The organism is Pseudomonas sp. MPFS (assembly GCF_022537035.1).
GTDB lineage: Bacteria > Pseudomonadota > Gammaproteobacteria > Pseudomonadales > Pseudomonadaceae > Aquipseudomonas > Aquipseudomonas sessilinigenes.
Window position 1 is genome coordinate 5482734 of record NZ_CP066123.1, and the last position, 20988, is coordinate 5503721.

Genomic DNA, 20988 nt, shown 5'->3' on the forward strand with positions numbered 1-20988 from the left:
TCAAACCTGCTCCCACGGGAACGCGCCCGTCTCGACGTAACGCACGATGTTCGAAAGGTTTTGCGGATCGCTGAACACCTGCCGGTTGGCCGCCAGCGCGGCGTCGCGATCGAGTCGTGGCGAGCCAGAGAGGGACGCGCGAAATTGCTTGTAGCGCGCCACTCCCGGCCGGGACAGGCGCCGCAAGCGCAACAGGTGCTTGCGCAGCAGGTTGTCGCCATCGGCCTCGCAGGCATCCAGCAGCCCCCAGGACAGGGCCTGGTCGACGCCTATCGCGCTGGTCATCAAGGTCATGTAGTGGGCGCGCTGCGGGCCGATGCGGCGCTCCAGGAACGGCAATACGCAGGCCGGCATCAGCCCGAACAGCAACTCCGAAAGGCTGAAGGAGGCGCTCTGGTCGGCGATCACGATATCGCTGGCGGCGACGAACCCGACGCCGCCGGCATTGACCTTGCCGCGCACGTAGGACAGCACCACGAACGGCCCGGTCGCCAGGCGCAGCCAGAGGTCATAGAGGGTGGCCGGATCGAGCACGCTGGAACTGACCTGAGGGTCGTTGGCCAACTTGCGCACCAGCGCGAAGTCCATGCCGAAGCAGAAAACCTGCGGCAGCCCTTCGAGCACCAGTACCGTCACGCGCTCATCCAGCCGTTCCAGCAGGTCGGCCAGCTCGGCGACCAGGCGATCGTCGATGGTGTTGTTGGCCTCGGGCCGATACAGCTGCACGAAGCAGATGTTGTCCTCGTGGCGCACACGCAGGGTGTGGTATCCGGTTTCGATCATAGTAACCCTCACTACGGTTTTACTCTGCATACAAACGCTCAAGACTTCGAACAAAGAACGTCACACGAAGAAAAACCAACTCCCGTTATTTACTTGCACGCACCTCAATAGCGGAACTTCCAAAACCACTTCCACAGATCAAGCGCAAAACATCCATGACGCTAAGTTAACCCCTGCTCTCCTCCAAGTACTCCTCAACAATCGCGCACGCAAAAAACCCCCCATACCCGAAAGAATTGACTAAGGCTCTTCGGGGGTGTTCGTACTCAACTCCTCCCACAAGCCTCACCGGACGTTTCCATTCAGCGAGTTCATGCTTTAGATAAAAGGCTGAATCTTCAAGGTTTATCTCACGATCAATAGGAAGTGCTTTTATCATAGGTGATATTTTCTTGTTTTTTATCTGCAGTATTACCTTGATCAATTGGGATATTCCGGATGCAGCAGCGAGATGGCCGATATTTGGCTTGACGGAGCCGACCGCACAAAAATTCTTAGCCGACGTCAAGTTGGAGAATGCTTTTAGGGTGGCCTCAAGTTCAAGCACATCACCAATTGGAAGGCCTGGAGCAGCGCAATCCAAGTAACTAATAGACTGGGGATCCACGCGTGCACGCATGATGGCCCCTTCAACCAAACTAGTTACTTTCTCAAAGTCTAGGGAGATGAGCAGGTCATCACTGCTATTCACATTATGATTACCGATAAAACCATGATTGGTCGTACGAATGACTGCCAGTATTGGATCTTGATTTGCCACAGCTTTGGACAGCGGCCTCAAGACAACCGCTCCGGCCCCTTCTCCTAATATAATTCCACTTCTTTCCTGAGCATAACTTCGATAAGTTGGATCATTAGCCAATATTCCTGCTTGGCTTCCAAAGACAAAATGGTCCTTGTTGAGCATCATGCCTGCCGCGGCTATTGCAGTCTCGCAATCACCTGCACGCAGCCCAGCGCAAGCCAGATGCAGAGCACTGATCGCAGAGGCACTATGCAGATCTAGCACTATGCTAGGCCCAGACAAACCGTGGGCTCTAGAAATCGCACCAGCGAGTTGCCCATTCCCTACGATCTCAAAGGCTCCAATGTTCGCGTCCTCGACAAAAGGAATCGCGCCCACGTACACCCCTGTAGTTTTCCGATAGTCTTCAGACGATGACGATGAACTTTTTTCCAGCGACTGCAATGCCGCGCCGATCGTTCGTAAAATTAGTTTGCTCTGCCTATCCTTTACATCGCAATTAAATTCAGCAGCCAACAGCTCTTTTGTCTGCTCGGCATCAAGAAACCCGCCCCATTTACAATAACTTGTCGCCCCCGTCGCCCCCCTAAACTGATGAGGCGTGAAAAAGCCGTCCAACGACCAACGTTCTGGCGGAACTTCAACAATACAATCTCTGCCTTCGAGTAAATTATCCCAGTATTGAAGAAGGTTACTTGCCCCGGGAAAAAAACCCGCCATGCCGATTACGGCAATAGGCTCTGGCGGAAGCAGGTCAAGCGAGCCTTTTATTTCCAATGAATTTTTTATCATCATATATCACTCAATTTAGACAATGGGCCACGCAGCGCATGACATCAACCTCCGAAACAGTTTCAAGAAAATTAGCCCAAACCTGAAGCCCCACTCATGGTTTCTCTATAAAACCCCACAAGTTCATTCAAGTGACGCTCCCGCAAGATAAGGCATAAATCACGAAGTCCATCCGCCTCAAAATAAATAGCCGGTGGAATGGAAAGCCCATAAAACCTAGAAAGGTTATTTACAATAGCCACAACATGGATTGAGCCATCAACGTAATCCGACATATCGGAGTCCAATGTCAACTCCGAGTTACGCAGCTTGAGCGCGTCGCCCACTAGCCGCAGCACGTCGGCCTCAAATGCATCGTTCCAAGACGGCCGTTGCGTGGTTTGTCCTGAGCTCTGCTGGTTATCTGAACTCATAAGCACCTCCTGTAGGTTCAAACGTTCTTGAGCATGTTGCTGTACGTCCTGATCTGGGCCAGGTACTTCCACAGGTCGGCCTCCCACAGGTGTCGCCGCGACTTGATGAAATGTTCCTGACCAAGGTCCACCTGCTGGCTGCACTTGGCCTCGTTAAATTCCTCCAGCCCCCTGGTCTTGGCAAGGAACGCACGGGCATAGTTCAGGACGAAGTTGCCTTGGATTTTCGCCGCATCGCCCAAGCCGCCCGCAGCATTGACGAACCCCATGCATAGCAGGTTGTCGTGGTTGCGCGGGGCGCAATGCAAGAACAGATCGGGAATGCCATCGCACCAATGCAAGAGTTGCGGGTCGATGAACGACAAGTCGCGGTTGTAGCCGGTGGCATAGACGACCAGGTCCACCTGCTCCCGGGATCGATCGGCGAACAACGCCTGACCTTCCACCAGGGCCACGACATCGCCCTTGGGCACGATATCGCCGTGGCCGATATGGAACAGCACGTGGGAATTCATGATGGGATGCGCCGCGCTGATCGGGTAGTCGGGCTTGGGCAGCCCGTAATCGGCGCCATCGAAGCTCGCCACCTTGAAGGTCTCTAACACGTGCTGCCAGAACCCCTCCTTGCTGCTGAAGCGCTCCGCAATCTCTCTCATCCACAGTGCAGTGGGCATGCCGTGGATGAACTTGGGCTGGTAATAGTAGCCACGGCGGGTGCTGTGATAGACCCGCTCGGCGTGATGCACGGCATCGGTGGCGATGTCGCAGCCGGAGTTGCCGCCGCCGATCACCAGCACTCGCTTGCCACGCAACTGGTCGGGCGACTTGTAGTCAGCCGCGTGCAGGATCTCCCCGGCGAACCCTGTGCAAGGGATCGACGGGAAGTAAGCGGTTCGCTGCAAGCCGTTGCAGATCACCACCAACTCGTGGAACTCACGGCCGCCCTGGGCAACATGGACCTGCCAGCCCTGAGCATGGGGCTCCAGCTGCTCGACCCGGGTGCCGAACTGAGCCCGTTCATACAACCCGAACCGGGCTGCATAGGAGCGCAGGTAGGCCAGCATCAACCGGTGATTGGGATAGTCCGGGTACTCCGCGGGCATGGGGAAATCCGGAAACTGGGTATTCGACTTGGGCGAAATCAGGTGCAGCGACGGATAGGTCCGGCCGCTATCGCCCTCGCTGTTCCAGACACCGCCGAAGTCCGCCTCCGCTTCGTACAGGACGAAGTCGATGCCGGCGGCATTGAGCTCACGGCCAATGGCCAATCCGGTGGGGCCGCCGCCGATGATCGCCACCTTCGCTGCGCTGCTCATTTCATCGCTCCTGTCAGGTCGTTGTCGAGACTAACCGGCTCACCGAAACTCAGGCCCTGCAGGCGCAAGCACAAGCGCCCTTCGTCGTCGGCCAGATCGATATCCACGGGGGGGTGCGCTTGCGGATCATCCGTACCAGGAACTGCGATCACCCATGCCTGCTTAGGCAAGGCTCCCCAGCACTGCACCCTGGCCACCCTAAACGGCGGTACCAAGGCCTGGGCACCCGGCAGCAACGCCTCGGCCACCTGGAAACCAGCCACCAGCACCGCTGCCTCCGGCCAGCTCGGGTTCGTGCTGGCATCCGGGCTGTGCAGCTCGCCCAGGGCCAGCCGCGTGCCCCGACGGAACTCGCGCAGGGCTCGTAAGCCAGGGCCGTAGGCCGCGCCGCCGCGCTCCAGGTGGGCGTAGCAGGCCTGCCCCGTGACGCTGGTATTGCAGGCCACCCTCAACCTGGCCAGGTCGACCCGTGGCGCTGACTGATCCGCCACGACCTGCGGCCAGGCGGTTCCTGCGCAGTACAGCGCTTCGCTGTCAGCCTCCAGGCTGAAGATCCGAAAACGCATGTGGCCCAGTTCGTCCGCCGCCAACTCCAAGTGCACCTCCAGCGCCCCCTCGACCAACAGCGGCCGTAGCCAGTGCACGTCCTGCAGGGTTACCGCGCTATCGGCCGGCAACCGTTGCGCCAACAGCACAGCCGCCCGCGCCCACTCCAAGAGGACGATGGCCGGCATGCCGGGCTGTCCTGCGATGTGACAGTCGCGCACCAGTTCATCCTCTGGAGCGAGCCAAGTCGAGTAGCGCAGGCCAGCGATGCTCGAGGTATTGCGCTCGATCAGTGGATGCAGGCGTTTGGCTGATGGCGTGGTGCTCGCAGCGGCGCTGCGCCGGACGACGGCATCGTCCGGCTGCACCCAGTGCGACTCCCTGGCGAAGGGATAGGTTGGCAACGACAGGCGCCTGGGCTGCCTGCCCGAATACAGGCGCGGCCATTCGATCGGCGTACCACCGACCCACAAGCCCCCCAGGCGCTGCAGGTTGTCCTGAGTTGCTGGGCCGGCCTGCAAGCCTTCGCCTTCCTGGGTGCCTGGCGCAGCTTTGCGCGCTTGGCCTGTTTGAACTTGGCCAACCTCCTGGCCATCGATGAAGGCCTGTAGGCTCTCGAGCACCCTTGCCCGCGAATCGGCGACGAAAGCCAGCCGGTATTCGAGTTCCGCGCGGCCGGTCTGCAAGGTGTAGGCCATGGCTTCGAGATCCGCTGCAGCTTCGCGTTCGACATAGGCCAGCAAGCGTTCGGCACAGCTGCGCAGTTGTTCCGGGCGCCTGGCCGAGAGTACGAACAGCGAGGGTTGTGGGCTATGCCCAGCGCCCTGCTCGACACTAGGTGCTGGACGATATTCGTCGACCACCAAATGTGCGTTGGTGCCGCTGATGCCGAAGGCGCTGACGGCGGCGCGCAATCCCGGCGTTGCCCCGGGTTGCCAGGGGTGGCGCGCCGTGCAGACGAAGAACGGCGAATGTTGCAGATCCAGGTGCTCGTTCGGCGTGCGGTAATGCAGGGTCGGCACCAGTTCGCGATGTTTCATCTGCAGCAGTACTTTGTGCAAGCCCGCCACCCCGGCTGCCGCCGAGGTATGTCCCAAGTTGCTCTTCACCGAGCCCAGGCCGCAGTAGTGCTGGCGTTGCGTGCGCTCCTGGAAGACCGTGGACAACGCCTCCATCTCGATCGGGTCGCCCAACTTGGTCCCGGTCCCGTGGAGCTCGACATAGCCGATGGTCTCGGGATCGATGCCATAGCGGGCGTAGACATCGCGCAGCAGTTCCTCCTGGCTTGCGGCACTGGGCGCGGTGATACCGTTGGTCTTGCCATCCTGATTGATGCCCGAGGCGGTTATCACCCCATGGATAGCGTCGCCATCACGAATCGCATCATCCAGGCGCTTGAGCACCAGTGCACCGACGCCCTCGCCCGGGACAAAACCGTCCGCGTCGTTGTCCAGGGTCCGACAACGGCCGTGGGCGGACAGCACTCGTGCATTGCACATCGCCAAGTAGGCTTGCGGCGCCAGGTAGAGCGTCACCCCGCCGGCCAGGGCCATATCGATCTCGCCGCTGCGCAGTGCCTGGCAGGCCAGGTGCGTGGCCACCAGGGACGATGAGCAGGCGGTATCCACCATGAGCGCCGGCCCCTTCAGGTTCAGGAAGTAGGCCAGGCGCGCCGCGGCGACGGCCGGGCTGCTGCCGGTGAAATCCCCCACGACCTGGCATTGTTGTAACCATTCACCGTATTCATTGCCGCCCATCATGCCCAGGTACACTCCGCACCGGGACTCGCCGAGCAGTCGAGGGCCGTAACCCGCATCCTCGAAGGCCTTGTAGCCCTCCTCCAGGAACAACCGCTGCTGCGGGTCCATCAGTTCCGCTTCCAACGGCGGGATGCGGAAGAACAACGGATCGAAACAGTCGATGTCATCCAGGCGGCCCAGCCATTTGCTGTAGATCTTGCCCGGCTCCCGCGCATCTGCGTCGAAATAAGCATTCACGTCCCAGCGCGAAGCGGGAATTTCCTCCACGCAGTCACGGCCGGCGGCCAGGTTGTCCCAGTACGCCTCCAGCGAATCCGCCCCCGGATAACGCCCGGCCATGCCGATGATCGCAATCCCCTCCAGCGCCTGTTCCGGCACCTCATGAGGGGATTGCGCGGCCTGCTCGAGGCGAGGCTCGGGTTCCTGATCCACCTCGGGACCTTGGTCAGTACTGACCTGGGCTACAGGGGGCGTCACCATATTCGGTGCGTTTGTCTCGAGCTGCGTCGCCACCAAGCTGACGATGCCCGCCAGGGTCGGATGCTTGTAGACCGCGGTCGCACCGATGGACAGGCCGTAGTGCTTGTTGATCTCGCGACTCCATTCCACGGCGATGATCGAATCCATGCCCATCGAGGCGAAGGGCTTGTCCGCCTGGATTCGTTCCACGTCGATGCCCAACGCCCGGGCGAGGCTTTCGGACAGCTCTTGCTCCAGCAAGAAGAGGTCGGGATTGGGCGCCTGCTGTCTTGCCTGCGCCGAAGTCACAGGCGTCGGCTCGGCAGGGGCTTGCAGCGCCTCGGATTGCGGCTCGGTGAGGGGGATGTTTGCCGAATCTTCCGGCTCGGCCATTGCCCGCAGTGGCCGCAACGGCCGCGCCTGTTGTGCCGGCTGCGCAACCTCAGGTTCGAAGTGGTCCAGGGCTTCCAGGTCTTGCTCCAGGGAGCGCAACTTAAGACGGCCGGGTTTGGCTTGGGTTGCCGCGGCTAGCTTGCTGACGCTGACATTCCCCATCGTGACGAGCGCAGCCCCCGGCTTGGCCTGGGGTGGCGCCGGTTGAGCCTGAGCGTCGCCCTGCCAGTCCTCTTGATTTTTGCTGGATGGCCAATAGCGCTCTTTCTCGAACGGATAGGTCGGCAATGCGACCCGGCACGGCCGCTGCCCCTGGAACAATCGCGCCCAGTCCAGCTCGATCCCCTCGACATACAGCTGCGCCAGTGACAGCAGCGCCCTTCGGAGCATCTCGGAATTGGCCGGCGCGCGGCTGTCTTGCAGGCATTGGTTGGCTTGGGCCTGGGCCTTGGTGGAGGCTTCCTGGGTGCCGTCGACGCTCCCGCTGTAGCCGTCGATCAGCTCGCCGGCGTCAAGCCATTGCAGCAGTTGCGCGCACAGCGCATCCGCATCGCTGGTGACCCAGGCCAGGCGTTGTTCGAGGTGGCGCCGGCCCAGCAACAAGGTGTGGCTCATAGCCCCCGGTTCAACGGGCTCACGCCGCAGGTGGGCGAGCAGGTTCTGCACCTGAAGCCTTAATTGGGGCGCGGTCCTGGCCGACAGCACCACCAGATGCAGCGGGTTGGTCGATGGCTGCACCGGCCGTTCGGGGGCTTCTGCGATCACCGCATGGGCGTTGGTACCGCTGAAGCCGAATGAGCTGACGGCCGCCAGGCGCTCCCCGGCCACGGGCCTGCGCCACTGTTCGGTACGTGTGGGGACATGAAACGGGCCGTGGGTGAAATCGATGTGCGGATTGGCACTGACGAAATGTGCCGACGCCGGGATCTGCCGATGCCGCAATGCGAGCAGCACCTTGAGGACCCCCGCGATGCCCGCCGCCGTTGCCGTGTGCCCGACCGTGCTCTTGATCGAGCCAAGGGCGCAAGGTGCGCCCCGATGGCCGCCTTGGGCGAAGGCGTCAGCGAGAGCCCTGGCCTCTATCGGGTCGCCCAGCACCGTCGCGGTGCCGTGGGCCTCCACTAGGCCGATATGCTCGACCTCGATGCCGTGACGCCGATAGACCTCCAATTCCAGCCGGGTCTGGGCATTAGCATTGGGGGCCGTGATGCCGTTGCTCGCGCCATCCTGGTTGACCCCTGTGCCACGGATCACGCCATGGATCACATCGCCATCGGCCAGGGCCTGGGACAGGCGCTTAAGCACGACCACGCCGACCCCCTCGCCCGGGACGAAACCATCGGCCCTGGCATCGAAGGCATAGGCGCAGCCGCTGGGTGAAAGCATACCGGCCTGCTGGGCCTGGAGATGGAACATCTCGGTGCTCTGCACGAACACGCCGCCAGCCAAAGCCAGGTCGGCATCCCCGGTGCGCAGCCCCTGGCAGGCCTGATGCAACGCCACCAGCGAGCTGGAGCAGGCGGTATCGATCGCCACGGCCGGGCCCTGCAGGTTGAGGTGATAGGCGATGCGCGCCGGAATTACCGAACCGGCATTGCCCCAGAACGCCTGCGCCGGCGCGTCGCTCTCCAACAACCGCTGGTAATCGCCCGCAGCGCAGCCCACATAAACGCCGCAGCGCAAGCCTTCGCCGCTAACGCCCGCATACCCGGCGTCCTCCAAGGCGCGCCAGGCTTCTTCGAGGAACAGGCGCTGCTGCGGGTCCATGACCTTAGCCTCGCGCCCGGAGATATTGAAGAACAGCGGATCGAAGCAATCGATGTCGCGCAGGAAACCGCCACGCCGGCAATACGTGGCATAGGCGGGAAAATGTCGCGCAAGATCCCAGCGCGTCACATCCTCCAGCAGATCCTGGCCCTGAGCGAGAATCTGCCAGAGATCGTCCAGGTTATCGGCACTGGCGAAGCGGCCACTCATGCCGATCACCGCGATCGGTTCGGGCCGGCCCGAGTCACTGGCAAGCTGCGGTGCAGGCTCCGGCACGACCGCGGCTTGCGGCACCCGGACCACCACCTTGCCGATGTTGCGCCGGTCAGCCAACCAGCGGTAGGCGTCCTGCACCTCGCTGAAATCGAAGACCCGGCTCAAGGTGGGCCGGATCGCCCCAGCCTCCAGCAACCTGGTCATTTCATCGGCCAACTCTTGCAGCAGCACCGGGTTGTCCCGGGTCTGCTTGCGCAGGTCGATACTGATGAACGCCTGGTTGTCGTTGAGCCGCGACAAGTCGATGCTGCGGGCTAACATTAGTGCAGTCATCGCCAGTTCGACATAACGCCCGCCAGGCGCCAAGCAGTTGAAGCCTTTCTGGATCGCATCTCCGGCCAGGGTATTGATCACCACGTCCACACCTTGGCCCTGGGTCAGCCGCAACACCGCTTTCTCGAAATCTTCTTCGCGATAATTGATCCGGTGGGCGACCCCCAGCCCGGCCAGGTAGTCGAGCTTTTCCTGGGAGCCAGCAGTGGCATAGATCTCCGCTCCCGCTTGCTGCGCTAGTTGTACGGCGATCAACCCGGTGCCGCCGGTGGCGGTCTGGATCAGTACCCGCTCGCCGGGCTTGACCTGGGCCCGGGCAAAGCTGGCGATCATGGTCAAGGCCACCACCGGCAGCGCGCAGGCTTCCTCGAACGACAGCCCCTTCGGCAAGGCGAACACCCGGTCCTGGGAGCAGGTCATGACGCTGGCGTGGGCCCCCAAGGCTTCGCCAGCCAAGGCGAACACCGCATCGCCGAGCGCAACCCGCGACACCTGCGCCCCCACCTCCAGCACCACGCCGCTGGCCTCGAAACCCGGGGTGAAGGGATATGGTGGCTGGGTGGGATACAGGCCGCTTACGCACAACAGGTCGCCGAAGTTCAGGGCGAAGGCGCGTACCGCGATCCGCACTTCATTCGGGCCAAGCGGCAGCAAGGGCGCTTCGATAGGTTGCAATTCATCGATCTGCCCTGGGCCCTCGATTCGCAATTGCCGGCACAACCGCGGCAATTGCTCCGCCACCTGAACTACCGAAGGAAGTTCAGTCGACAGGGAATCGGCACGGTTAACTTGTTGCCCCAAGGTGCAGTACACACCTTCGATATGCTCAGTCAGCGCCCTAATCGAATGAAAGTCGAACAGCACCGCGGCAGGAAGACGAAGGCCTATCTTCTGATTGAGCGCATTAATCATGGCGAAACTGTTGATAGAGTCCAAGCCGTAGATGGCAAATGGTTGGTCGTCCTGCACCCGGGTACGTTCAAGCTCCAGCACTTCACACAGGGTTTCGTGAATCACCTGGCGCAGCGGAAACCGCCCCTCTCTCGCCAAGTTCAAAGTTTGAGGACTGAAGGCTGGGTTGGCCGGCGAATACCGACGACTGGGTTCGGTTGCAGCCACTGGCGGCACCGGCAGCCTGGCGGCAGGCGCCTCGGCACGGTTGGTTTGTTGTTCCAGGGACGGGTACGTGCGCTGGATATGCTCGGCCAGCGCCCTGAGCGACGGAAAATCGAACAGCGCCGTGACCGGCAGACGCAGGCCGAGCTTCTGGTTGAGCGCGTTGATCAAGGTGATGCCGGTGATCGAGTCCACACCGTAGTTGGCAAAGGCCTGGTCCTCCTGCACCCGGGCGCGGTCGAGTTTCAGCACTTCCAGCAGCGCCTCGTGGATCGCCTGGCGCACCGGCATTCCGCGCTCTTGCGCCAAGTCCGTTGGCTGCGAGCTCGGCGCCGGACTTGCTGGGCGAGTTTCCCGGGCAGCACTGTCGCCGCTCTCCTGCCCCGCCTGCCGCGCCGCCTCGCCCTGGGACTCGATCACCCCATCGCTGATGCCGGTGACGATTTGCTGGCCCAGGCCATGGGCCACTGCCGCCGGCTGGTTCAGCGAGCCATAACCTTCGAGCTCCAGTACGTGCCGCCAGGTCGATGGCGCCAATGCCGGGGTCCCGGGAACCCGCAGCGCAACGTCGGTCGCCATTCGCCAACCATCGAGCAAGCCGAAAGTCAGGTGGGTGAACAGGCTGGCCTGGGTCAGTTCGTTGAGCAACAGCAGGCCATTGCCCCGCAGCAGGCTCTTGACGTGCCGCAGGGTGCGGCGGATGTCTTGCGTCGCGTGCAGGACATTGGCCGCTACCACCACGTCGTAGTGCCCGGGTTCGAAGCCCTGGCTGCGTGGATCGCGTTCTATGTCCAGGTTACCGGTACGCAGGTACGACGCCTGCTCCCCGTACTGCTCACGCCCATGGGCCAGGAATGCCTCTGACACATCGGTGTAGCAGTACTCGTCGATCGCCTGCGCATAGGGCGCCAAGTGCTGGAGCAGCCGCTCGCTGGTGCCGCCGGTTCCCGCGCCGATCTCGATGATCCGCAACCGTGTTTGGGGATCAGCGGCCAGGCGCTGCGCCACATAGGCCAGCAGCTGTTCCGCCAGCACGGCGTTGAAGTAGTCGGCCAGCGGATGACCGCGATAGATACCCTGCACCCGCTCCACGCTCCCGCCCGGGAACAGCACTGCGGTGGCCGCGAACTCTGCGCGCAGTATCCCGGGCAACGCCGGCAGCACGTCATCGAGCAAGCGGATCTGGTTGTGCACCACGGCCTGGTCGGGGCCTTGCAGCAGGCGCTCGCGGTCGGCTTCCCATTGTCGCCAGGCGCCAGGCCAGTCCGTCGCCGCCTGCGCCTGGCCACTGGCATCCAGCAGGCGCAGGGCATCCTCGCGCCAACCGACGTAGGCCGAAGCCAAGCCTGCAGGGCCATGCTCCCAGCCCTGATGGGCCAGCAGATTGCGTAGCAGTTGCGCCAGGGCTCGCTCCAGTTCGGCCAGCACCGGAGCCGCCCGCTGCGGCAGGTCGAGCGAGGAGTCGCCATTCAAGATCACCGGGGCCACCGGCGCGCTGATCTGCAACTGGCGATCGTCCGCCACTGCCCATTGGCTCGCGGCTTGCGCATGCCGGACCTTGAAGAACGCCAGCTGTGGCAGTGGGCTGGCCAGCAGGCGCTCCAGCAGCGCCATGGCCTGTGGTGCTTCGATCGAGCCGATCCCGGCCGCCTCCATTCGCTGCCGATAGCTGGCCTTGGCCACTATGCCAACACTGCCCCAATAGCCCCAGTTGATGATCTTCACCGGGTATGGCCGCTCCCGCAGGCCCAGGGCAAAAGCATCGGCGTAGCAGCAACCGGCGGCGTAGTTGGCCTGGCCCGGGGCGCGGATGAAGCTTTGCATCGATGAGAAAAACAGCATGAAATCCAGGTCTTGCCGGCCGAACACCGCATCGAGGTTCTCGCTGGTGGCCGCCTTGGCCCGTAGCGCGGCATCGAATACCCCGGGGGCCATCTGCGCCACGCCGCGATCCTCCAGCACGATGGCGGCGTGCACCACGCCATGCACCGCGCCATAACGGCGGCGAACGGTCTGCTCGGCGGCTTCCAGCGCCGCCCGGTCGTTGGCATCCGCCCGCAGGTAGAGCGGCGTGGGGCCGAGGCTGCCCAGGCGCGCCCGTTGCGCCTCGATCGCCGCATCGGTCTCACGACGGCCCAGCCATATCACCTGGGCCTGGTAGCGACGGATCAGGTATTCACTGAAGACCGTGCCCAGACCGCCGGCACCACCGAGAATCAGGTAGACCCCCCGTTCGCGCAGCACACTGTCGCCGACGTCCGGCAGTACGCAGGACACCAGGCGCTGGCGATACCATTGGCCGTCGCGCAGGGCCAGGGTTTCCCCCGGCAGTTCTGGCACATCCGGGCCAGCTTGCGCCGAAGGCCAGGGAGCCTGGCCGGCGAGGTCGAGCACGCGCACCTGCCAATGGCTATATTCCTTGGCCACCGAACCCATCAGCCCGTGGACACTGGCCTGTTCTGGATCGCCGGTTTCTGCGGCCAGAACCGGCAGCGCCTGGCGGGTGACCACCGTCAACGCCAAGGGCCGGCTACCGTAGTCCAGGGCCAAAAGCGCCTGGACCAGTTGCAGGCCGATCCGTGCGACCCCGGGCTGGCCCTGCGGCACATGCCAGAGCAGATGGTCGAACCCGGTCCTGGCGCCCAACCAGCTGGCACAGGCAGCCGCCCCATCAGGCGTGCCCCATTGGCGAGCAATTGCCCCTGGAACTTCCAACAGGTGCTGGTCCTGGGTATCGGCGATGGTCCTCACGGCCTCTAGCGTTTGCCAACGCGGGGCCAGGGTCAGCTCTCCCGCAAGCCTTGGTTGCGCGGGCGTGCGACAGCAAAAGCCGCTCAAGCGCACCGCAACCTGGCCATCGGCGTGCGCCAGGTCGACATCGAAGCTCTGCCCTGCGCCCTGTTCCCCGCTGGTGTGCCGCACCACCGCCCATGCTGGGTTCGGTAGCGGACCCCACTGTTCGACCCGGGTCACGGCGAATGGCAGTTGCAGCGCCGGTTTGGCCAGCCAGCCAGTAGCGGCCTGCAATGCACCATCCAGCAGGGATGGGGGCAAGGTATAGCCCGGTGCCGCGCTGGCCACAGCCAGGCTCGCCAGCGCTGCCAGCGGGCCGCTGCGCAGTTCCTTGAGGGCGCGAAACCCCGCGCCGTACTCCAGGCCCTGTTCGGTGAAGCGCGCATAACAGCTCGCAGCGTCCACCTGCGACCCGCATGAGGAACCTACGGCGGCCAGGTCGACCTGCGGCGCTGGTTGCCCGCTCGCGGGGCGCACCCAGCCCTGGCTATAAAGCAGTTTTTGCGTGCCGGTACCGCTATGGATCTCATAACGGACCCCGCGCCCCGGCTCTTCCACCAGACCGATATGCACCAGCAGCGGCTGGCTGACCACCAGCGGGCGCAACCAGGCCACCTCCTCCAGCACCATCGTCTGCCCCACTGGCAGTTCGCTGGCCAGGGCCGCCGCTGCGCGGGCCCACTCCAGCTGCACCACCCCCGGCACCACCGGTTGCCCGGCCACCCGGTGTTCGCGAACGAACCATTCGTTGCCCGAGAGTCGGGTGCTGTAGCGCTGTTCGTGCAGGGTCGAACTATTGCAGTGGAGCAATGGGTGCAGGACCGCCCGCTCATCTGGCGTTGAACCGGTCGCCGCCTGGGGCGTTACCCAATAGCGCTCCCGGGCGAAGGGATAGGTCGGCAGCGACAAGCGGGACGGACGATCGGCGCCATACAAGCACGACCAGTCGATCACCACCCCTCTGACCCAGAGTTCGGCCAGCTTCTGCAGGCGCCGTTTCTCCAATAGGCTGACCAGCAGCTGCTGGAACTCCTCTTCGCCGGCCAACACCGAAGCGGCGTCTTTGGCCGTCGTCACCTCGCCGCTCAGCAGGCATGCCGATGGCGTGCCGCTGATGAAGTCGCCCAACGCCTGGCGTACCTGCTCCAGCGAGGTAGCGACGAAGGCCAACCGCTGCTCCAGGGCCGCGCGGCCGGTTTGCAGGCTGTAGGCCAGGGCCGCCAGGTCGAGTCGTGGTTGCTGCTCGATGAACCGCAACAGCGCCTTGGCGTATTCCTGCAAGCGGTCAGCGCGTTGCGCGGACAGCACCAGCAGCGCCGGGGCACCCGCCTCGGCGGCCGCCGGTGCGACAGCCGGCTGGTAGGCATCGATCACCACGTGGGCATTGGTGCCGCTGATGCCGAAGGCGCTGACCGCCGCGCGCAGCGGTTGGCCAGCGGCGACTTGCCAGCTCTGGTGGTGGCTATTGACGAAGAACGGCGAGCGGGCGAAATCGAAATGCTCGTTCGGCGTGGCGAAATGCAGGGTCGGTGCCAGTTCACGGTGGCGCATCTGCAGCAGTACCTTGTGCACCCCCGCGACCCCGGCTGCTGCCGTGGTATGGCCGATGTTGCTCTTGACCGAACCCAGGCCGCAGAAATTGCGCTGCTCGGTCCGCTCACGGAACACCGTATCCAGGGCTGTCAGCTCGATCGGGTCGCCCAGCTTGGTTCCCGTACCGTGCAACTCGACATAGGAGATGCTCCGCGGATCGATACCGTGGCGGGCGTACACCTCACGCTCCAGGGCAATCTGGCTGCTGGCGCTGGGCGCAGTGATGCCGTTGGTCTTGCCATCCTGGTTGATGCCCGACGCGACGATCACTCCGTGAATACGATCGCCATCGCGCTCGGCATCGGCCAGGCGCTTGAGTACCAGGGCGCCGACGCCCTCGCCGGGCACGATGCCATCGGCGGCGTTGTCCAGGGTCCGGCATTTGCCCGTGGGCGAGAGCATGCCGGCCTTGCACATGCTCATGTATATCTCGGGCGATAGGTACAGGGTGGCGCCGCCCACCAGGGCCACATCCACTTCGCCGCCGCGCAGCGCCTGGCAGGCCAGGTGTGTGGCCACCAGGGACGACGAGCAAGCGGTGTCCACCAGCAGCGCCGGCCCCTTGAGATTGAGGAAATAGGCCAGGCGCGCAGCGGCTATCGCCTCGCTCCTGCCGGTGATTTCCGCCGCGCCGCGCTGCTGTTGGGCCAGCCAGCCGTACTCACTGGGGCCCATGATGCCCAGGTACACCCCGCAACGGGCATCGCTCAATTTCTGCGGCGGATACCCCGCGTCCTCGAAGGCCTTGTAGCCCTCCTCCAGGAACAGGCGCTGCTGAGGGTCGATCCATTCCGCCTCCGCCGGCGAGATGTTGAAGAACAACGGATCGAAACAGTCGATGTCATCCAGCCGTCCCAGCCACTTGCTGTAGGTCTTGCCCGGCTTGCCGGCCTCGGGATCGTAGTAGTCGTCGACGCTCCAGCGCGCTGGCGGGATCTCCTCGACGCAGTCGCGACCGGCCACCAGGTTGTCCCAGTAGGCATCCAGCGTCGGGGCTCCCGGGTAGCGCCCGGACATACCGATGATGGCGATACCTTCGCTGGCCGTTGCGCTCCCGGCCGCACCAGGTGCAGGCGCGGCTGGTATTGGCGCCGTCTCTGGTTGTGCAGGCGGTTCTGGGCTGGCCGCAGCCCTGGCGACAGTCGGCTGCGGGGCAAGCGAAGCCGATGGCCCTTGAACCTGGATCGGCGCCTTGGGCTGCAAGGCCTGCTCGACCAGGGCGGCCATGCGCCTGACGCTGGAATGCTCATAAACCACCGGTGCGTTCAGCGCCAGGCCATAGCGCCGGTTGAGATCACGGACCCATTCGACACCGATCACCGAATCCAGGCCCAGGTCGACGAACAAATGATCCAGGCCGATCTCGCCAGGATCGAGGAACAGCGCGGCAGCGAGACTGGTGGTCAGCTCGCGCTCAAGTAGCGCGCGCCGCTCGGCCTGCACATGGGGGGCAACTTCCGGGGCACGGGGCGCCGCGACCGGTTGGGCGGCCATGGGCGAGTCTTGTGCGGCTACCGGCGCGGCCTGCTCCGCCGGCGCCGGGGGCTCGATGGCTGGTCCATCCTCCAGGGCGCGCAACTGCAACTTGCGCGGCTTGCCGGCATCGAGCCCGGACCGGGACGAGTCCCCCGCGAAGGCGGTGGTTGGCGACTGTGGGGATTGACGCTCCATAGTGATGCTCCCTGTTGTGCTTCCATGCAGTACCGAGCAGAGCTGGCGGGCGAACGGATAGGTCGGCAAGTCGATCCGGCGTGGCAACGGCGCTGTGTAGAGTTGCGTCCAGTCCACGACGGCTCCCTGGACCCATCGTTGCGCCAGGACTTGCAGCCGATCCTGGGCCACATTGGCCGGGGCATCGGCAGGCGGCTGGTGATCCTGGGAGGCTTCGCCCAGCCACAGCTCGCCAGCCTCGATCCCGGACTGGCCCAGCCCTGCCAGTTTGCTGGCCAGATCCGGCAATGAACGGGCCAGCAGCGCCAGACGATGGGCCATGGCCTCACGCCCGACCTGCAGGGTGTAGGCGATATCGCGCAACTGCGCCGGGGCAAAGCGGTCATCCGTCACCACCGCGCGCAAGCGTTCGGCGCTGGCCAGCAGGCTGTCCCGGGTCCGCGCCGAAAGCAGGATCAGCACTGGCGCAGCAATATTCGCTACGGCAGGTGGCGGTGGTTCACAGGCTTCCAGCAGCACATGGGCGTTGGTGCCGCTGAAACCGAAGCTGCTGACGCCGGCAATCCGCCGGCCGGCGAACCACGGGCGGGGCCGATCGACCACCTGCACCGGCAGGTTGGCCCAGTCCACCTGCGGGTTGGGTGAGTGAAAATGCAACTGCCCGGGGATCTGCCCCTTGCCCATGGCAAGAATGACCTTGATCAGCCCCGCCACGCCGGCGGCGGCCTCCAGGTGCCCGAGCTGGGCCTTGACCGAGCCGAGCAGCAGCGGACGCTGCGCTTGCCGGCCAGCTCCCAATGCCTGGGCGGCGGCCTGCACCTCGATCGGGTCGCCCAAGCGAGTGCCGGTGCCGTGGGCTTCCAGGTACTGCACCTGGTGCGGGGCCAGGCCGGCCTGGGCCAGCGCGGCTTCGATGACCCCACGCTGGGCCGACTGGTTCGGCACGGTCAGCCCGGCACTGGCGCCATCGTGATTGATCGCACTGCCTCGGATGACCGCCCATATCGGGTCGCCGGCAGCCAGGGCGTCGGCATGACGCTTGAGCACCAGGAGCCCGCAGCCTTCGCCCCGTACATAGCCATCGGCGGCCTCATCGAAGGTGCTGCAACTGCCCCGCGGCGAGAGCATGCCGGCAGCGCGGAAGGCCTCGGACTCCGCCTGATCCAGCAGCAGGTTCACGCCACCGGCCAGGGCCACCTCGCACTTGCCGCCCAGCAGGCTTTCACAGGCCAGGTGGACCGCCACCAGTGATGAACTGCAAGCGGTGTCCACCGACAGCGCCGGCCCATGCCAGTCGAAGAAATACGCCAGACGCCCGGCCGCGACCGAAGCCGCATTGCCGGTGGTGAAGGCCGGCCTGGACTCGTGCCCCTGCCCCGTTTGCCGCAAGAGCAAGTCATAGCCATGCCCCATCAGGCCGACGAACACCCCGGTACTGGAACCACGCAAACTGCTTGGCGCGATCGCCGCCTGCTCCAGTGCCTCCCAGGCGGTTTCCAGCAACAGCCGCTGCCGGGGATCGAGCAGCTGCGCTTCCCTGGGGGAAATACGAAAGAAACGTGGGTCGAACTCCTGCGCGCCCTCGATGAAACCACCGCGCTCCAGCTCGTCGTCCGGGCCATCCCGCTGACCAACCGCATCGATGCCCTGTTGCAACAGGCTCCAGAAACGCTCCGGTGAAGAGGCGCCGCCAGGAAAGCGACAGCCCACACCGACGATGGCGATGCCCCCGGGGTCGGGAGCACAAGGCGCCGGCTCGGCTACCGGCGCAGGCGCGTGCCTGGTTCGCTCGTGGGCCGGGGCACTGTGGTTTTGCAGATAGGCGATGATCGCCGCCGGGGTCCCGTGCTGGAAAAAGAACGTGGCCGGCAGCGGGCTGGCCAGGCGCTCCGCCAGGCGATGGCGCAAATCGAGCATCTGCAACGAAGTCAGGCCCATCTCCATCAATGGCACGTGCTCGCCGTAGGCCTCGGCCCGGGCTTCGCCCAACACCCCCAGCAGCAATTGGCCTACCACCTGCGGCCACTGTCCGGACGGGACGGCCAGTGATGGCGCTGCCGTTGTCTTGAGTGGCGGGGGCATGTTCCGCACATCGGGGTATTCCACCAGAACCCCGGCGTCGCGGTTGACCGCATCGCCGGGCCGATAGCCCTCCAGTACCTCGCGCACCTGCGCGCCATGACTTTCGTGAAACCACAACATGGGTTCGAGCAAGCGCCCGGAAACCTCGTCCCTGCGGCGGATGTAGTCCTTGAGCGACAAGGCGTCAGCTCGGCGGGCGTCATAGTGATGACAGCGCGTCACCCCGACCACGTTGCGCACTGCGTCGAGGCTGGCCAGGTATACCAGCGTGAAATCGATCAGCTCATCGGCCAGCCCCTCGCCCTGGTGTTCCGGGTGCACGCAAATACCCAGCAGCTGTGCGACGGGGCCGGCCGGATCATGCAAGGCCTCGACCTGAAAGCAATCGCTGTGGCGTAGCTGCTCGACCGCCGCCAAGCGCTGGGAATAGATCGCCGCCACTAGCTGCCCCTGGTACTCGAGCACCAGTTGGCCTTGGGGGTAGAGCTCCAACCGGCGCTGCAACACCGCTTCGGTAGCCCCCAGCCCGCTGGGCCAGCAGGCCAGCTCCAGTTCTCGCAGCCGTGGCAAGTCCCTGGGTAATGGGTGGCGGATACGGTAATGCCGTGGCAACAGACGATTCAGGCTGGCCTGGGTGAACAACTCGCCACGGGGCAAGCCCTGGGCCACGGCCCGATCCGGAAACAATCCGGCTTGCGCCGCGGCCAGCAGGAACACCGGGGCCTCGAACAGCTGGTGCCCGGCAAAACCGTGGCTGGCGTCCAGATGCAGCGCCCCGCTGCGCCGGGCATGCTGTTGCGCGCTACCAGGGTGCAGGCAATGGGCGGCCAGCAGTATCAGGCCGTGGTGTGTGGTGATTTCCTGCCAGCGGGCCAGATGTTCGACCAGGCCCTGCAAGGCTGCCGCCGGTTCGATGCAGGCTCCATGCCGATCCACATGAACACTGCTTGGGCGCGCATGGCGCTGGTCGTCGATGCCCCGGGTCGAGACTGGCGGCTGCCAGGCCCGCCGATGTTCCTGGAAGGCATGGATATAGAGGATGTTCTCCAGGTCGCGGATACCGTTGGCGCCCAGGCTGGCAAGCAGCCCCTGGGGATCGCCGACGTCACCGGTCAATAACAGGTGCGGCAGGCCTTCCAGGGTTTGCTGCCCCCGGGCGTGCTGCTTGCTGCTGGCCGTGACGCCGATCAGCCGCAGCGGGTAGCGCTCGAGGTGCTGGCCACGCCGACTGTGATTGGCGATGGCCAGGTACAGGCGACGCAGCAACGCCCCATCGGAGCAGCCCACCTCGACGAGATAACCTGGTTGTTGCTCCAGCGGCTGTTGGTCGAATCGAGCGACGACGGCAGCCTCGAACGCAGCGAGATACTCGGTCGGCCAAGAACCTGCATCTTCCTCCTTGGGTTCCTGGATCGAGCTGGCATCGCCGAACAGCAGTACCTGCAATTGGTCCGGCAGCGGTTGCCAGGCCAGGCTCGCGCGCAACTGCGCAGTGCCTTCCAGCAGTGCACGGCCGGCATCGTTCAGGCAAAAACCGTTGCCTTGCCAATATCCCCAGGTACGTTGCTCGAAGTATCGGCGCAGCGCCTCCAGCACCGCACTGGACAGCCCTGTGGCCGGCCCTCCGGTGCTAGCCCCCTGCTCTTGCAAGACCTGCGCGCCGCCGGCCTGTTCCAGCGCCATCACCAACGGTGCCAACAGCGCCCCATCCAGGCAGGTCGCCATCGGCTCGGGAGCATTTTCCCAGCCACCAGCGGAACGCTCGAGCCAGGAGCGCAGTTCGTGGCCGGCAGGCTCGCCCAGCAACTGCGGCAGCGACAGGCGGATCAGCGCGTCGGCGCCGGCCGGGATGCGAATGCTCATCCCTGGCGTCAGCTCGTAGTGATCGTTGGCCAGCTGCACCAGGCATCCCAGCTCCAGCAACAGACGCAAGGCCACCCGCAACTGGCCCTCGTTGGCGGCGCAGGCCCGGGCCAGGCTGCGGGCGCTGATGCCGTCGGGTGCGCTTTCCAGGGCGCGCAGCACGCCATGTTGGTCAAGGACCTCGAGCACCGGCAGCGCTAGCCAACCATCGGCGAGGCGATTGAGTAGATCGGTCACGACATACCTCCAGCGGTATCCGCAGCAGCTAGTGGCCAGCGTCTTGGCGGCATGGGGTTCATGCAGGGACGTGAGGGCATTGGCCCCGGTACAGGCCAGGTCTTGAGGTG

At 64.3% G+C, this 20988-nt stretch carries 5 protein-coding genes; all 5 read right to left on the reverse strand.

Features of this window, described 5'->3' with window-relative positions:
* Entirely contained in the window at positions 1 to 783 is a 783-nt protein-coding gene (locus tag I9018_RS25080; RefSeq protein WP_241107812.1) for an enoyl-CoA hydratase/isomerase, read from the reverse strand.
* 166 nt (positions 784 to 949) lie between these two features.
* The gene (locus I9018_RS25085) at positions 950 to 2323 is read right to left on the reverse strand and encodes a polyketide synthase (protein WP_185702221.1); all 1374 of its coding nucleotides are present in this window, start codon (positions 2321 to 2323) and stop codon (positions 950 to 952) included.
* A gap of 68 nt (positions 2324 to 2391) precedes the next feature.
* A complete protein-coding gene (locus I9018_RS25090; protein WP_241107813.1) occupies positions 2392 to 2733 on the reverse strand; it encodes an acyl carrier protein in 342 nt (113 codons plus the stop codon).
* Positions 2734 to 2750: 17 nt separating this feature from the next.
* Complete coding sequence (locus tag I9018_RS25095; protein WP_241107814.1) at positions 2751 to 4049, reverse strand: NAD(P)-binding domain-containing protein; 1299 nt, start codon at positions 4047 to 4049, stop codon at positions 2751 to 2753.
* Complete coding sequence (locus I9018_RS25100; RefSeq protein ID WP_241107815.1) at positions 4046 to 20878, reverse strand: GNAT family N-acetyltransferase; 16833 nt, start codon at positions 20876 to 20878, stop codon at positions 4046 to 4048. Before I9018_RS25100 ends, I9018_RS25095 begins: the two co-directional genes overlap by 4 nt.
* Positions 20879 to 20988 lie beyond the last annotated feature (110 nt).

Bases quoted from the DNA above. Each gene is read 5' to 3' on its own strand.
- I9018_RS25080 (WP_241107812.1), bottom strand. From the start codon at position 783: ATGATCGAAACCGGATACCACACCCTGCGTGTGCGCCACGAGGACAAC.
- I9018_RS25085 (WP_185702221.1), bottom strand. From the start codon at position 2,323: ATGATGATAAAAAATTCATTGGAAATAAAAGGCTCGCTTGACCTGCTT.
- I9018_RS25090 (WP_241107813.1), bottom strand. From the start codon at position 2,733: ATGAGTTCAGATAACCAGCAGAGCTCAGGACAAACCACGCAACGGCCG.
- I9018_RS25095 (WP_241107814.1), bottom strand. From the start codon at position 4,049: ATGAGCAGCGCAGCGAAGGTGGCGATCATCGGCGGCGGCCCCACCGGA.